The organism is Conservatibacter flavescens (assembly GCF_002795425.1).
Classification (GTDB): domain Bacteria; phylum Pseudomonadota; class Gammaproteobacteria; order Enterobacterales; family Pasteurellaceae; genus Conservatibacter; species Conservatibacter flavescens.
The window spans coordinates 143573-157664 of record NZ_PHHA01000018.1 but is presented as its reverse complement, the minus strand read 5'-3'; the positions used below and the strand labels follow the sequence as shown (position 1 = coordinate 157664).

The following is a 14092-nucleotide window of genomic DNA, read 5'->3' as shown; positions in this document are numbered from 1 at the left end:
ATTGAATAAACATAACAAGGTCTTTCATGAAAACTATCACCCGATTATCTACGCTTTTTGTATTATATTCATTGCTAAGCGGCTGCATTGTCGCCTCAGCTGTCGGCAGTGTCGTAGGTACTGCGGTTAATGTAGTTGATGCCGTCACTCCGGATATTATTGATTAACATAAGCAAAACAAAAGCATTTGCCAATTACACTAAGATCACGCAAAATAGACAATCGCAGTATTAATTAACTAACCATATAATGATCATAATGAGAAAGCATTTATCTTTTTTTTCCATATTTCTAAGCACAATTTTACTTAGCATACTTTTCATGCAATCCGCATGGGCTGGTACACTTAACCGTATCCAAGTAAAAACTTCTGATAAACAAACGGAAATTCATTTTCAGTTTAATGGAAAAACCCAATATAGCTATTCTTATATTAGTAACCCTAATCGCATTATTGTTGATTTTGCTAACAGCCAAGTGGCTTCCAATATTCTCCCTCACAAAATCAATAATGGGATAGTCAGCAATATTCGCCCCAATAAGCCACCACGACCAAATACCTTGCGAGTTGTGCTTGATCTCAAACAAAAAAGCACTATTAAATTTCGCAATAATGGAAATACGGTTATTGCGACCATTCCAAACCCTAGTGGCAGTCAAAATACAAAAGCGACAAACCCAGTCAGTACGACACGTACTAAAGTGACAACAACCCGCCTCCCTGTATGGACCATTGCTATTGATCCTGGTCATGGTGGTAAAGACCCTGGTGCCATCGGTCGCACACTCAAAATTTATGAAAAAAATGTGACATTGTCTATCGCGCGTGAATTAAAAGCGCTGTTAGATAAAGATCCTAATTTTCGTGCGGTCTTAACACGTAATGGCGATTACTACATCTCCGTTCCTGAACGTTCGGAAATCGCACGTAAAAATAAGGCAAACTATCTTGTTTCCATTCATGCTGACTCTTCTGCGAGCCCCGCACTACGTGGCGCTTCCGTTTGGGTTTTATCCAACCGACGAGCCAATAGCGAAATGGGACAATGGTTAGAAGATCACGAAAAACAATCTGAATTATTAGGTGGTGCAGGTGCAGTATTAAGTAATAACAAAGAAAAATACTTAAATCAGACGGTATTAGATTTGCAATTCGGCCATTCTCAACGCGTTGGATATGAACTAGGTTCAACGGTATTACGGCATTTTTCACGCATTACCAAGCTCAGCAAAAACACGCCTCAACATGCCAGTTTAGGTGTATTACGTTCACCGGATATTCCTTCTATTTTGGTCGAAACCGGTTTTTTATCTAACGTTGAAGAAGAGCAAAAATTAAATACGGCTTCATATCGTAGACAGTTAGCGCGTGTCATTTATGACGGGTTAGTGGATTACCGTAAACGTAATATACAGGCAGAAGTGATCACAGAAACCAAAGTTGTCGAAGTGGCAACAACAGCAAAAGGTGAAGTAAAAACCACAACGAATACTCAAAAAACCAGTGTTAAAGCCTCCGCAATTACTCATACCGTAAAAAGCGGTGAAACACTCAATGGTTTAGCTATTCGATACAAAGTTAAAGCCAATGACATTGTGGCACTAAACAACCTAAAAAATCGTAATTTATTGATAGGACAAAAAATTAAAATTCCGGCTGATGTCAATAATACAACAAAAGCCACAGAGACAGTAAAAAGCAGTACAAAAGTAGAAAAAACAACAACAAAAGGGAACTCCGCTGGAAAAGCGATTCCAAAAACCCATACAATTAAGCAAGATCAAACCCTTAGTGCGGTTTCACGCGAATATAACATACCACTAAGCACCTTGCTAAAACTTAATCCAAACTTGAAAGATGGTAGAGTCCGTACAGGACAGAAAATTAAACTGAGAGAAGATTAATGGCAATTCAAATCTTACCACCCCAACTGGCAAACCAAATTGCCGCCGGTGAAGTCGTCGAGCGACCAGCCTCTGTCGTCAAGGAATTAGTGGAAAATAGCCTTGATGCTGGCGCTACGCGTATTCAAATAGATATTGAACAAGGGGGAGCAAGTTTAATTCGCGTGCGTGATAACGGTTTCGGCATTCCGAAAACAGAACTTGCCCTGGCCCTAGCACGACATGCCACAAGTAAAATTCTCTGTCTTGAAGATTTAGAAGCTATCTTAAGTCTTGGATTTCGTGGTGAAGCCTTAGCAAGTATTAGCTCAGTCTCTCGTTTCACACTGACCTCACGCACAGCTGAACAATCCGAAGCTTGGCAAGTTTATGCTCAAGGTCGTGATATGGAAACAACCATACAACCGGCTTCCCACCCAGTTGGCACAACAGTTGAAGTCGCGAATTTATTTTTTAATACCCCTGCACGCCGTAAGTTTTTACGCACCGACAAAACAGAGTTTGCCCATATTGATGAAGTAATACGCCGTATAGCACTCGCCAAGCCCCATGTAACTTTTAGTTTGAGCCATAATAATAAACTGATTCGTCAATACAAAAACGCGAATAATGCTGAACAACAACTCAAACGCATTGCGGCCATTTGTGGTAATGATTTTATCCAAAATGCGCTTCATATTGATTGGAAACACGAAGAGTTATACTTATCTGGTTGGGTAGCTTTACCACAATTTACGCGCCCTCAAAATGACCTTGCCTATAGCTATGTTAACGGTCGCATGGTTCGTGATAAAGTGATCACCCATGCCATTCGGCAAGCTTATAATGAATATTTACATACGGAACAATACCCTGCTTTTGTATTATTTTTAGAGCTCAACCCTAATGATGTCGATGTGAATGTGCATCCGACAAAACATGAAGTACGTTTTCATCAATCACGCCTCATTCATGACTTTATTTATCAAGGGATTGTCAACGCATTACAAACTGACGACCTCCCCCTTGAACCATCACATTCAAGCTCAAGACAAATTGCTGAACCGGCTCCAGAATGGCACATATCGCCTGTTGATTCTAACCGCGCAGCTGCAGGGAAAAACATTTTTACCTCAAGCTCTTATTCCTCGAATTCGTCTTCCTCAAGAAAATTTGAGCCGCGTTTCTCGACACATAAACCTTATATTCCCCAACATGCACAAACTGCATATGGTGAACTACTTAAAACAGAAGACAGCGCTCCGCCTACATGTGCTGTAGAATCTTCCACAACTACCAAAAGTGCGGTCGATTTTTCGTCAGATTTTACCGAACATCAACATTTACGTGCTTTAAGTTTGATTGCCAATAAAGCATTATTATTACAACAATCACAACAACTTTACTTGTTGCCCATTAAACCGCTGCAACAATTAAAATTACAGCTTACCTTACAGCAAGATACTATTGCACAACAAGCGCTATTAATTCCTCTTGCTATCCGTTTAGATCCACAACAACAAACCTATTGGCAGCAACAAAAACACTATTTTGCTCAAATAGGTTTCCAATTTCATGAAAATCTTGCACAACAACGCATAACATTAAACAATGTGCCAATTTGTCTTCGTCAACAAAACATACAAAAATGTATTGTGTCATTACTGGCCCAATCTTATGAAAATTTATCATCATTTTTAACCGCACTTTATGAACAGATTATTTTTGATCCTATTGAAGTCTATGCGGAGGCTGTCAGCCTACTCAATGAAGTTGAACAACTTATTAAAACAGAGCGTGCTCAATTAAACACGTTATTAATTCCAATTGATTTAAGTGCTTATTTAAGCGAATAATTTAATATGCAACAGAAACCAACCGCTATTTTTTTAATGGGTCCAACCGCTTCAGGTAAAACAGCACTGGCAATTGAACTATGTCAGCACTTACCTGTAGAAATTATTAGTGTCGATTCTGCATTGATTTATCGTGGCATGGATATTGGTACCGCTAAACCTAGCGCAACTGAACTCGCCCTTGCTCCCCATCGTTTAATTGATATTAAAGATCCAGCCGAAGCATATTCTGCAGCCGATTTTTATACAGATGCACTGCGTGAAATGCGAGAGATCAGCCAACAGGGTAAAATCCCGCTCTTAGTTGGAGGCACTATGTTATATTATAAAGCGCTATTAGAGGGGCTTTCTCCTTTGCCACAAGCCGATGAAAAAACACGTGCAGAAATCGAAGAAAGAGCCCAAAAATATGGTTGGCCCGCGCTACATGCCGAACTGAAATTGATTGATCCGATATCTGCGCAACGTATTAATCCTAATGATTCTCAGCGCATCAACCGTGCTTTAGAGGTTTTTTACCTTTCAGGTAAGTCACTGACTGACCTAACCGCTCAAAAAGGAGAACCCTTACCTTACCATATTCTTGAATTTGCTATTGCACCACAAGATCGATCGATTTTGCACCAACGCATTGAACAACGTTTTTATCAAATGATTGAACAAGGGTTTCAACAAGAAGTCGAAACCCTTTATGCGCGTAGCGATCTACACCCTAACCTACCTTCTATCCGTTGTGTAGGTTATCGTCAAATGTGGGAGTTCTTACGTGGTGATTATGATCATGCTGAAATGATATTCAGGGGGATCTGCGCGACTCGCCAACTCGCCAAACGCCAACTTACTTGGCTACGAGGCTGGAAAACACCTATCACCTGGCTAGATAGTCTACAACTGGACGAAGCTTATAAAACCATAGTGAACCAATTAAAAAATCCACAAACTTCACAGCGCCTAATGACAAACCGTTGATTTACTGTTATAGTATTTTTGGGAGACAGATAAGAATACTGAAATATTCTTTGTTTAATGTTGGTTTGATAATAAGAAGGAAAAAAAATGGCAAAAGGACAATCCCTACAAGATCCTTATTTAAACGCTCTGCGTCGTGAACGTATTCCTGTTTCAATCTACTTGGTTAACGGAATTAAATTACAAGGACAAATCGAATCTTTCGACCAATTTGTTATTTTGTTAAAAAATACGGTTAGTCAAATGGTCTATAAACACGCTATCTCAACTGTTGTGCCAGCGCGTGCAATTTCTCACCATAATAACAATAGTGGGCAATCTCATCAGCATTCACAACACAACGATACCCCAACAGAAACTGCGCAAGAAGCACAAACAGAATAATATAAACAGCAAGTGCGGTATTTTTTAATAACCGCACTTCTCATTTTATCCCCATGCAATCACCCATTACAGCAACGCAAGACACCGCTATTATCGTGCATGTGTTTTTCTCTCAACAGAAAGACATTGAAAATCTGCAAGAATTTCAAGAGCTGGCAAAATCCGCTAATGTCACCATACTACAAACACTGACAACAACACGAAATACACCTCATGCCAAGTATTATGTTGGACAAGGCAAAGCACAAGAAATTGCTGAGGCTGTAAAACAATTGAATGCTGATGTAGTACTGATCAATCACGCCTTAACCCCCGCTCAAAGTCGAAATCTAGAAAGTCTATGCCAATGTCGTGTCGTTGACCGCACTGGCGTTATCTTAGATATATTTGCCCAACGCGCGCGTTCTCATGAAGGCAAGCTACAAGTGGAGCTTGCGCAACTTAAACATCTTGCTAGCCGTTTAGTTCGACGTAAAACCAGTTTAGATCAGCAAAAAGGCGCTGTAGGTTTGCGTGGTCCAGGCGAAACTCAACTAGAAACCGACCGTCGCTTAATTAAAGTACGTATCACACAGTTACAAAATCGTCTCGAGAAAGTCAATAAACAACGCCACCAAAACCGACACACTCGACAAAAAGCCGATATCCCAACTATCTCTTTAGTTGGCTATACTAACGCGGGAAAATCAACCTTATTTAATCGCCTCACTGCTGCCAATGTTTATGCCGCAGATCAGCTATTTGCTACCCTTGATCCCACTTTACGCCGTCTACAAATTCAAGATGTCGGTACGACTATTTTAGCTGATACAGTCGGCTTTATTCGCCATTTGCCTCATGATTTAGTCTCGGCATTCAAGTCAACACTTCAAGAAACAACCGAAGCCTCTTTATTGCTACATGTTATTGATTTTGTTGATAATCAACGTGATGACAATATTCATGCTGTTGACAAGGTATTAACGGAAATTAACGCAAATGACATCCCCACTTTACTCGTGTATAACAAGATCGATCAAAGTGAAAACATCACACCTAAGATTGAATATAATACCGAAAATCAGCCACAAGCCGTTTATCTCTCTGCCCAGTCAGGAGAGGGGATTGAACTGCTATTACAAGCTATTCGCGAACGCTTAAAAAACAACATTTTACAGCGACAACTTCGCTTATCCCCTACGGCTGGCAAACTGCGCCATCGACTTTATCAACTCAATGCTATTGAACAAGAAAGCATCACTGAAACAGGTGAGTTTATACTACATATACGCATTGCTGAATTAGAGTGGAAAAAGTTAGAAAAACAATTTAACGCGACCCTAAGCCAATTGTGACTTTCAGCCCGGTAATTTCATTTTCCAAATTTTTTACATTTTCTAACCGCACTTGATAATAATGTAACTCTGCAATCCGGTGCACAATTGATAAACCTAAGCCACTCCCCTTTTCATTTTGTCCAGCTGGACGGAAAAAACGTTGCCCTAACTTGGCTAAATCTTCAGCGTCAACGCCTCCTCCATTATCTTCAACAATGATACGATCTGAAGAAACCGTTATCGTCACTTGTGATCCTGTGGCACAGTAGCGTATCGCATTATCCACAAGATTTCTCAACATCAGCGATAAAAGCAGCGATTGCCCTTGTTTTACTGGTGGTTTTCCAGTTAACTGTAAAGCCAAATTAATTTGACGTTTTTGCGCAGGAAAATAAAGTTCACTCACCACTGAAGAAGCGAGCTTATGCCAATCAATGTCAGTGACATCATCTAACTCCGTGAGACAATCCAAGCGAGATAAGGTTAATAATTGTTCGATGAGCTGTGAAGCGCGATCAATACCTTGAGTTAAATTCTGTAAGGCATGCTCACGCATTTCCACATCTTCTCCAGCCATTTGAGCTAATTCCGCCTGAATACGTAACGCTGCCAGTGGGCTTCGCAACTCATGTGCTGCATCCGATGTAAAACGGCGCTCACGTAAAAACATCGTTGAAGTGCGGTCAAAAAACTGATTTAAATTTTGCACTAATGGCAACACTTCTATTGGTAAGCCTTCCGTCTCCAATGGTTTATGATCGTCTGGTTCACGCTTTAATACATTACGGCTCACTTTCTTCAACGGTTTTAATTCTCTATTAATGACCACAACGATTAATGCTAATAAAAATGGCAGACCAGCAATCCACACCCACATCTGTCCAAACACCATTTCATTAATCAGATCTTCTCGATAATCTAATTCCTGCCCAACGGCAACCATAAGCTGTCCTTCAGCAGCGGGCAACCAAAAAATACGCCATTTATCATCATCATTATAAATATGGCTTTCAGAAAATCCTCGTTGTGGTGCATAAATGAAATTTTCCCCATTTTGTCCATCACTTACAATAATCTCACCACTTCGCGTAAAAATAGCAAAAGCTAGCGCATCATCATCAAGGCGCATTTTTTTATGCACTTTCGGACGCTCTGGACGAAAACCGCCCATATTATGCCGTTCAATAAATAAGTTACGCAAATCCGTTGAAGCCAAACGTTCCGCAAATAACACTTGCTGAGCATCAAAGACCTCATTCACTTCTTTACGCACTTGAAACCATGCAATCGAGGTGGAAATGGCCCAAATCACGAGAGATACAATGGATAACATCGCAATCAGACGTAAACCTAAACTAGTTTTTTTCATCCTCTTTTCCTAACGCGTAACCCACACCATGTACAGTACGAATAAACAGCTTACCTAATTTTTTACGTAAATTATGGATATGAACTTCTAGCGCATTACTACTCACTTCATCATCCCAATTATATAACTTCTCTTCAATCAAATTCCGCGATAATACACGTTCTTTATTATTCAAAAATAACTCAAGCAGCTTCAATTCTTGCGAAGTTAATATGACTTCCTCATTATTTAATAACACAAGGCGTTTTACCGGATCAAAACTGACCATACCATGCTCAATGAGTGGGCTCACATGCCCGTGCCGACGACGAAGAATAGCCTGCAAGCGCGCAATCACCTCAACCAACGCAAAAGGCTTACATAAATAATCATCTGCGCCACTTTGCAATCCCTTTACTCGTTCATCTAAGGTATCTCGCGCAGTTAAAATTAACACTGGCACATCTTCATTCTTTCTACGCCAAGCTTGTAAAATATCTAAGCCATCCATTTTAGGCAAGGTTAAATCCAGTACAACCGCATCATAAGGGGCGCTTTGTAATGCTTCAAACCCTAACTTGCCTTCCTGAAACCAATCTACAGAAAAACCCGACTTGGTTAAACCAAGCTTTAATCCATCACCAATTAATGCATCATCTTCAATCAGTAAAATTCGCATATATTTCCTATTTATTAGCAAAAAAGAGGGGCAAACATTCTTCGTTTGCCCCTCTAGTGTAAAAGAAATTATTTCACTTTTTCAACACGATTTACTTCAAGTTCGATTTTATTCCATGATTTATCGACTTCAGCATAAATTTTCACACGATCTGTCGGGCTAACAGTTTGTCCAGCCCATGCACGGCGATCAATTTCTACTTCGATACTTCCGGTATCATCTTTAAAAGTGAAATCATCTTTACCGACTTGTTCCGTAATATTCCCTTCTAACACAACATATTGATCATCTTTCCAGCTATTAGACTCTGCGACTTTGCTCACCGCTTGTGCTGAGTTAATAAAACCACCACCATGTTTTGAACCACGTTCAGCTTTTTGGTGAACAGCCGGACGATTTGGATCTTGAAAACCACCTTGATTCCCTTGTGCAAATACGGTTGCAGTAGATAACGCTAAAACACTTGCTAAAATCACTTTTTTCATAAAATCTCTCCTGTTAAATACTTTTAAAACAGAGCACTGTTGCTTTGTTGAAATGTATTAAAACAAAAAGATATTAAGAAAATATTAAGAGAAAAAAATAGCTAAAACCCACCGCACTTTTCTTAACATCTGCATGAGGTCTAAACGAAAAAGGACAATATTGCTATTGTCCCTACAATAATGGCAGAAGAGATTACTCCTCTGCGTCTTCTTTCGCCCATTCTAATGAACGTTTTACCGCTTTTTTCCAACCTTTATAACGTTTTGCACGCTTTATTTCATCGCCATCAGGGACAAATGTTTTTTCAATTTCCGCTTTATCATGCAACTCATCAAGATCTTTCCAAAAACCTGTTGCCAAACCCGCAAGATAAGCCGCTCCCAACGCGGTAACTTCTTTAACCACTGGACGTTCAACCTTTGTCGCAAGAATATCCGCTTGGAATTGCATTAAAAAATTATTTGCCGTTGCGCCACCGTCTACGCGTAACGCTTTTAATTTTTCTCCCGAATCCGATTGCATAGCTTCTAAGACATCACGGGTTTGGTAAGCTATAGATTCTAATGTTGCGCGCACAATATGGTTCCGGTTTGCCCCGCGCGTTAAGCCAAAAATCGTTCCTCTTGCATACGGATCCCAATATGGCGCACCCAATCCTGTAAATGCCGGAACAACATACACGCCATTCGTATCGGATTCTTTAGTTGCAAAATATTCTGAATCATAACTATCATGTACAATTTTTAATTCATCACGTAGCCACTGAATTGATGCCCCTGCAATAAACACAGAACCTTCTAATGCATAAGCCGGGCCACCTTTGGCATCACAAGCAATGGTCGTCAATAAGCCATTTTCGGATTGAATCGCGTTCTTTCCAGTATGTAACAACATAAAACAACCCGTACCATAGGTATTTTTAGCTTGTCCTGCATGCACACATAAATGACCATAAAGCGCCGCTTGTTGATCACCCGCAATCCCTGCAACAGGAATACGTACACCACCTTTCCCACCAATATTCGTTTCGCCATAAATTTCCGATGAATTACGAACATCAGGCAACATTGCACGTGGAATATCTAAAATCTCTAGCATTTTTTCGTCCCATTGCAAAGTATGAATATTAAAAAGCATAGTTCGTGATGCATTTGTATAGTCAGTTACATGCACTCGGCCCTGAGTTAATTTCCAAACTAACCACGTATCCACCGTTCCAAAAAGTAATTCACCTTTTTTCGCTCGTTCCCGCGCGCCTTCTACATGATCCAAAATCCACTTCACTTTTGTACCAGAAAAATAAGGATCAACAACTAAACCCGTTGTTTTACGAATATAGTCTTCATGCCCATCTGCTTTTAATTTATCTGTAATTTCGGCTGTGCGACGACATTGCCACACTATCGCATTATAGATAGGTTTACCGGTTTCTTTTTCCCAAACAATCGTTGTTTCTCGTTGATTCGTAATACCAATAGCGGCTATTTGATCAGAAGTCACTCCAGCTTTTGCAACAACCTCATTCAGAGTTGAACTTTGTGTCGCCCAAATCTCCATTGGGTTATGTTCCACCCAACCCGCTTTGGGATAAATTTGTGTAAATTCACGCTGCGCAATTTCGACAACATTTGCATCATGATCTAATAGAACAGCACGAGAACTTGTTGTCCCTTGATCCAATGCAATAATATATTTTTTATCTGACATAATTTAAATCCTCTGCATAAGATTAAACAAATAATCCCAATAATGACCAAAAACGAGCAATTAACACCAATAAATTAAATGATAACACTCATATTGAAAAGAAACATTTTTCTATTTTTTGATTTACTTCACATAAATGCCACTATTTTACTTTGAGAGTTTGATAATGATCACAATTTTTCCTTATTCGATCGAAATCAAGAATTAACAAATAATTAATAATTTACTTTTAATATAGATAAATTACATATAAACAATTTAAATTTGTGATCTGCTTATCAAATCTTAATTTTATTTCTTGTATTGACAAAAATTATACGCATAATACCCACGACATATCACCAAAATGCTCCAAAACGAACATTACAACAATAATTCAAAATATGTCTATGTAAGGAGACTCATCATGAATGCTTATTTGGCTGAATTTCTAGGTACCGCTATCTTAATTTTATTTGGTAATGGTGTTGTGGCAAATGTCTGCTTAAAGCAAACAAAAGGAAATAGTTCAGGTTGGATTGTCATTACAACCGCATGGGCATTCGCTGTATTTGTTGCCGTTGTGATCGCAGGTCCTTATAGTGGCGCACATTTAAACCCTGCCGTTACGATTGCTTTTGCAGTAAAAGGCGCATTTTCTTGGGCTGATGTTCCGCTATATATCCTTGCTCAAATAGCGGGAGGATTTATCGGTGGCCTACTCGTTTTCCTATCTTATAAAGATCATTTTTATACGACGGAAGAAGAGGGATTAAAACGAGCATGTTTTTGCACGGAACCCGCCATTCGTCAGTATTCTAGTAACTTTCTCAGCGAATTTTTAGCGACTTTTGCCTTTATTTTCATTATCTTCTATCTTGTAGGAAGTGGCGAAATTGTTCTACCACAAACGACAGAAGCCACCCCTATTGGTTTAGGTTCTTTAGGGGCTTTACCAGTATCGTTTCTAGTTTGGGCTGTCGGCCTTAGCTTGGGTGGAACCACTGGTTATGCGATTAACCCTGCACGAGACTTCGGTCCTCGTCTTACGCTTGCCCTATTGAGCAACAAATTAAAAACGTCACCAGATTGGCAATATGCTTGGGTACCAATTGTAGGCCCAATCGTAGGGGCTATTTGCGCAGCGTTGTTTTATCAATTAGTTATGTCATTCCATTAAATGATTAAAAAAAAACAGGCGCATAAATTATGCGCCTGGCTTTCCAATAAACTCTGACTTATGCCTGCTCTATCTGTTCTTTAGTAGCCTCATCATGCTGATTTTCAGCTTTCTTCAAGTTATTCTCTTCCAAAGAGCCTTCTTCCTCTTCAATAATTTCACCTAATAATGCGGCATAACGTTTCGTTTGTGGGCTGGATTCCAAACCAATTTTTAACGCCATAGTCAACGGAACAGATAACAGCATTCCAACGGTTCCTAATAACCACCCCCAAAACAAGAGAGAAAGAAAAACGATCAGTGTAGATAACCCAAGTGTGCGCCCCATAAGGCGAGGTTCAATAATATTACCAATCACAGTGTTAATTCCGATGACACCGGCTGTCGTAATCAGACCGGTTGAAAAACCATTTAATAACAAGGCTTGAATCACAATAGGCACAGCGGCAATAACCGAACCAATATTCGGAATATAATTAAATAAAAAGCTAAGGGTTCCCCACAAAATAGCATATTGTACACCCAGCACTTCTAACAACGCCCAGACACATATACCTGTAATTAAACTCACAATGGTTTTTAACCAAAGATAGCGAATGACACCATCAAGAATGCGATCAATATTACGTTCATGCGCGGCCAATTCCCCTTTCACTTTACTAAATGACAAGGCTAATTTGTGTTTTGCGGTGGGAGCTTCAATTAACATAAAAATCACCACGAGTAACAGAACGAAAACGTTACTCACTGCGCCTGAAAAACTCATTAATAATTTACTGACAAAATCCATCACCACTGCGGGATCAAAATTACTCATAATCGCATCAGTCGAAATATCTAATGGAAAATCAAAGGATTTCGCCACTTCTAAAATATCATTAATTCGTCGTGACAATAACTGTTTATACTGTGGAATCGATGCTGTAAATTCTTGAATTGTATTGTTAATTAATCCAACTAAGAAAAAGAAAATCAATAAGATAAACACAAATAATAGACCGATTGCAATACCTCGCGGCACTTTGCGTTCAGTCATGATATTGACTACGGGAGCGCAGATAATAGCAATAAACAACGATAATAAAAAAGGGACGACAATTTGTACGGCGGATTTTACCCCCGCTAAAATAATCACCAAACACGCACCCATAATAAAAGCACGTAATAACGAATTAGAACTTTGTGATATCATAATGCCTCATCATTTTCCTCGCCCGTGCGGATACGGATCACACGCGCTACATCGTAAACAAAAATTTTTCCATCACCAATTTTACCCGTATAAGCAGTTTCTCTGATGACATCAATACAGGAGTCCAATAAGTCTTCCGATATAATAATTTCAACTTTTACTTTAGGTAGAAAATCTACCATATACTCGGCACCACGATATAATTCGGTATGCCCTTTTTGTCGTCCAAAACCGCGAACCTCTGAAACTGTCATCCCCGTAATCCCAATATCTGACAGCGCTTCACGAACATCATCAAGCTTAAACGGTTTAATTATTGCTTCAATTTTTTTCATTATGATTCCTTATTTTCACGACGTGCCGATTTTGGTCTAAAAGACGCGATCACCGCAGGATCGGTTTCAATATAAATACCATTGATCAACTGCAAACAATAAGGCACGGCTGCAAAAATACCTTTGACTAACACATTACCTTGTTCATCTTTAACCCCTTCCAACGTTTCTTTAATCGCTTTAGGTTGTCCAGGTAAATTTAAAATTAAACTCTCTTTGCGTATTACACCCACTTGACGAGACAAAATCGCCGTTGGGACAAAATGCAAACTGACTTGTCGCATCTGTTCACCAAAACCAGGCATCTCACGATCGGCAACAGCCAGTGTCGCATCAGGTGTAACATCACGCTTACTCGGCCCTGTTCCACCAGTTGTCAACACTAAATGGCAATGAGCCTCATCGACTAATTGACACAAGGTTTGCTCTATTTGATCTTGCTCATCGGGTATAAGACGGGTTTCTAGTTCAAAAGGTTCGATTAATGCACTCTCTAGCCATGCTTGTAATTCAGGAATTCCTTGATCTTGGTAAACTCCTTGTGAAGCGCGATCAGAGATTGACACCAACCCGATTTTCAAAAGTGCGGTCATTTTTTCCTCTTTTTTCTCTCTCTTTACAGCGCGCAGTATAAACCATTTTTATACAAGCACACAGCCTATTACAAAGAAAACTTATCATTCAATATAAAAAATACTTTGTTTTTCTTTAAAAATCCCTTATGCTAACTCCGCATTATCCATTATTCATATATTGCAAGTTTTGTGTATAGGATAT

Annotated in this window: 13 protein-coding genes and 2 pseudogenes; 8 read left to right on the top strand and 7 right to left on the bottom strand. The window is 39.5% G+C overall.

From position 1 onward, the window contains the following. The first annotated feature begins 26 nt into the window (after positions 1–26). The 7 genes and pseudogenes from CVP05_RS12645 to hflX all read left to right on the top strand — a co-directional run bounded on the left by CVP05_RS12645 (position 27) and on the right by hflX (position 6427). Positions 27–167: a hypothetical protein gene (locus CVP05_RS12645; protein WP_165773141.1), complete on the top strand. Its 141-nt coding sequence runs from the start codon at positions 27–29 to the stop codon at positions 165–167. 82 nt (positions 168–249) lie between these two features. Then, a pseudogene (locus tag CVP05_RS12785) lies at positions 250–576 on the top strand (AMIN domain-containing protein); the annotation flags it as partial. Between the two features lie 126 nt (positions 577–702). After that, complete coding sequence (locus tag CVP05_RS07915; RefSeq protein ID WP_243389220.1) at positions 703–1905, top strand: N-acetylmuramoyl-L-alanine amidase; 1203 nt, start codon at positions 703–705, stop codon at positions 1903–1905. After that, positions 1905–3740 carry a DNA mismatch repair endonuclease MutL gene (mutL, locus tag CVP05_RS07910; RefSeq protein WP_100289028.1) on the top strand — a complete coding sequence of 612 codons (1836 nt, stop codon included), beginning with the start codon at positions 1905–1907 and terminating at the stop codon, positions 3738–3740. Before CVP05_RS07915 ends, mutL begins: the two co-directional genes overlap by 1 nt. Before the next feature lie 6 nt (positions 3741–3746). Continuing rightward, on the top strand, positions 3747–4709 hold the full coding sequence (gene miaA / locus CVP05_RS07905; RefSeq protein WP_100289027.1) for a tRNA (adenosine(37)-N6)-dimethylallyltransferase MiaA: 963 nt from the start codon (positions 3747–3749) through the stop codon (positions 4707–4709). An 87-nt stretch (positions 4710–4796) separates the two neighbouring features. Next, complete coding sequence (gene hfq / locus CVP05_RS07900; RefSeq protein WP_100289026.1) at positions 4797–5093, top strand: RNA chaperone Hfq; 297 nt, start codon at positions 4797–4799, stop codon at positions 5091–5093. Positions 5094–5146: 53 nt separating this feature from the next. Next, positions 5147–6427: a ribosome rescue GTPase HflX gene (gene hflX / locus CVP05_RS07895; RefSeq protein ID WP_100289025.1), complete on the top strand. Its 1281-nt coding sequence runs from the start codon at positions 5147–5149 to the stop codon at positions 6425–6427. On the opposite strand, the gene qseC is transcribed toward hflX, so the two are convergent. The 4 genes from qseC to glpK all read right to left on the bottom strand — a co-directional run bounded on the left by qseC (position 6402) and on the right by glpK (position 10629). Continuing rightward, positions 6402–7778 (bottom strand): quorum sensing histidine kinase QseC, encoded by a 1377-nt coding sequence (qseC, locus tag CVP05_RS07890; RefSeq protein ID WP_100289024.1) that lies wholly within the window; start codon positions 7776–7778, stop codon positions 6402–6404. The genes hflX and qseC overlap by 26 nt on opposite strands. Beyond that, positions 7765–8436: a response regulator gene (locus tag CVP05_RS07885; protein ID WP_100289023.1), complete on the bottom strand. Its 672-nt coding sequence runs from the start codon at positions 8434–8436 to the stop codon at positions 7765–7767. Before CVP05_RS07885 ends, qseC begins: the two co-directional genes overlap by 14 nt. A 68-nt stretch (positions 8437–8504) precedes the next feature. Then, entirely contained in the window at positions 8505–8921 is a 417-nt protein-coding gene (locus CVP05_RS07880) for a YgiW/YdeI family stress tolerance OB fold protein (RefSeq protein ID WP_100289022.1), read from the bottom strand. 193 nt (positions 8922–9114) lie between these two features. Beyond that, the gene (gene glpK / locus CVP05_RS07875; RefSeq protein WP_100289021.1) at positions 9115–10629 is read right to left on the bottom strand and encodes a glycerol kinase GlpK; all 1515 of its coding nucleotides are present in this window, start codon (positions 10627–10629) and stop codon (positions 9115–9117) included. 406 nt (positions 10630–11035) lie between these two features. Here glpK and CVP05_RS07870 point away from each other — a divergent pair, with 406 nt between their 5' ends. Continuing rightward, the gene (locus tag CVP05_RS07870) at positions 11036–11788 is read left to right on the top strand and encodes an MIP/aquaporin family protein (RefSeq protein ID WP_100289020.1); all 753 of its coding nucleotides are present in this window, start codon (positions 11036–11038) and stop codon (positions 11786–11788) included. 154 nt (positions 11789–11942) lie between these two features. Here the strand turns inward: CVP05_RS07870 and CVP05_RS07865 are convergent. The 3 genes and pseudogenes from CVP05_RS07865 to mog all read right to left on the bottom strand — a co-directional run. After that, positions 11943–12980: pseudogene (locus tag CVP05_RS07865) on the bottom strand (AI-2E family transporter); the annotation flags it as partial. Next, a complete protein-coding gene (gene glnB, locus CVP05_RS07860) occupies positions 12977–13315 on the bottom strand; it encodes a nitrogen regulatory protein P-II (RefSeq protein WP_100289018.1) in 339 nt (112 codons plus the stop codon). The gene glnB and the pseudogene CVP05_RS07865, both read right to left, overlap by 4 nt. Then, positions 13315–13908 carry a molybdopterin adenylyltransferase gene (gene mog / locus CVP05_RS07855; protein ID WP_100289017.1) on the bottom strand — a complete coding sequence of 198 codons (594 nt, stop codon included), beginning with the start codon at positions 13906–13908 and terminating at the stop codon, positions 13315–13317. Before mog ends, glnB begins: the two co-directional genes overlap by 1 nt. Positions 13909–14092 lie beyond the last annotated feature (184 nt).

Excerpts from the sequence above, each read along its gene's own strand:
- CVP05_RS12645 (WP_165773141.1), top strand. The coding sequence starts at position 27 with ATGAAAACTATCACCCGATTATCTACGCTTTTTGTATTATATTCATTG.
- mutL (WP_100289028.1), top strand. The coding sequence starts at position 1,905 with ATGGCAATTCAAATCTTACCACCCCAACTGGCAAACCAAATTGCCGCC.
- miaA (WP_100289027.1), top strand. The coding sequence starts at position 3,747 with ATGCAACAGAAACCAACCGCTATTTTTTTAATGGGTCCAACCGCTTCA.
- hfq (WP_100289026.1), top strand. The coding sequence starts at position 4,797 with ATGGCAAAAGGACAATCCCTACAAGATCCTTATTTAAACGCTCTGCGT.
- hflX (WP_100289025.1), top strand. The coding sequence starts at position 5,147 with ATGCAATCACCCATTACAGCAACGCAAGACACCGCTATTATCGTGCAT.
- qseC (WP_100289024.1), bottom strand. The coding sequence starts at position 7,778 with ATGAAAAAAACTAGTTTAGGTTTACGTCTGATTGCGATGTTATCCATT.
- CVP05_RS07885 (WP_100289023.1), bottom strand. The coding sequence starts at position 8,436 with ATGCGAATTTTACTGATTGAAGATGATGCATTAATTGGTGATGGATTA.
- CVP05_RS07880 (WP_100289022.1), bottom strand. The coding sequence starts at position 8,921 with ATGAAAAAAGTGATTTTAGCAAGTGTTTTAGCGTTATCTACTGCAACC.
- glpK (WP_100289021.1), bottom strand. The coding sequence starts at position 10,629 with ATGTCAGATAAAAAATATATTATTGCATTGGATCAAGGGACAACAAGT.
- CVP05_RS07870 (WP_100289020.1), top strand. The coding sequence starts at position 11,036 with ATGAATGCTTATTTGGCTGAATTTCTAGGTACCGCTATCTTAATTTTA.
- glnB (WP_100289018.1), bottom strand. The coding sequence starts at position 13,315 with ATGAAAAAAATTGAAGCAATAATTAAACCGTTTAAGCTTGATGATGTT.
- mog (WP_100289017.1), bottom strand. The coding sequence starts at position 13,908 with ATGACCGCACTTTTGAAAATCGGGTTGGTGTCAATCTCTGATCGCGCT.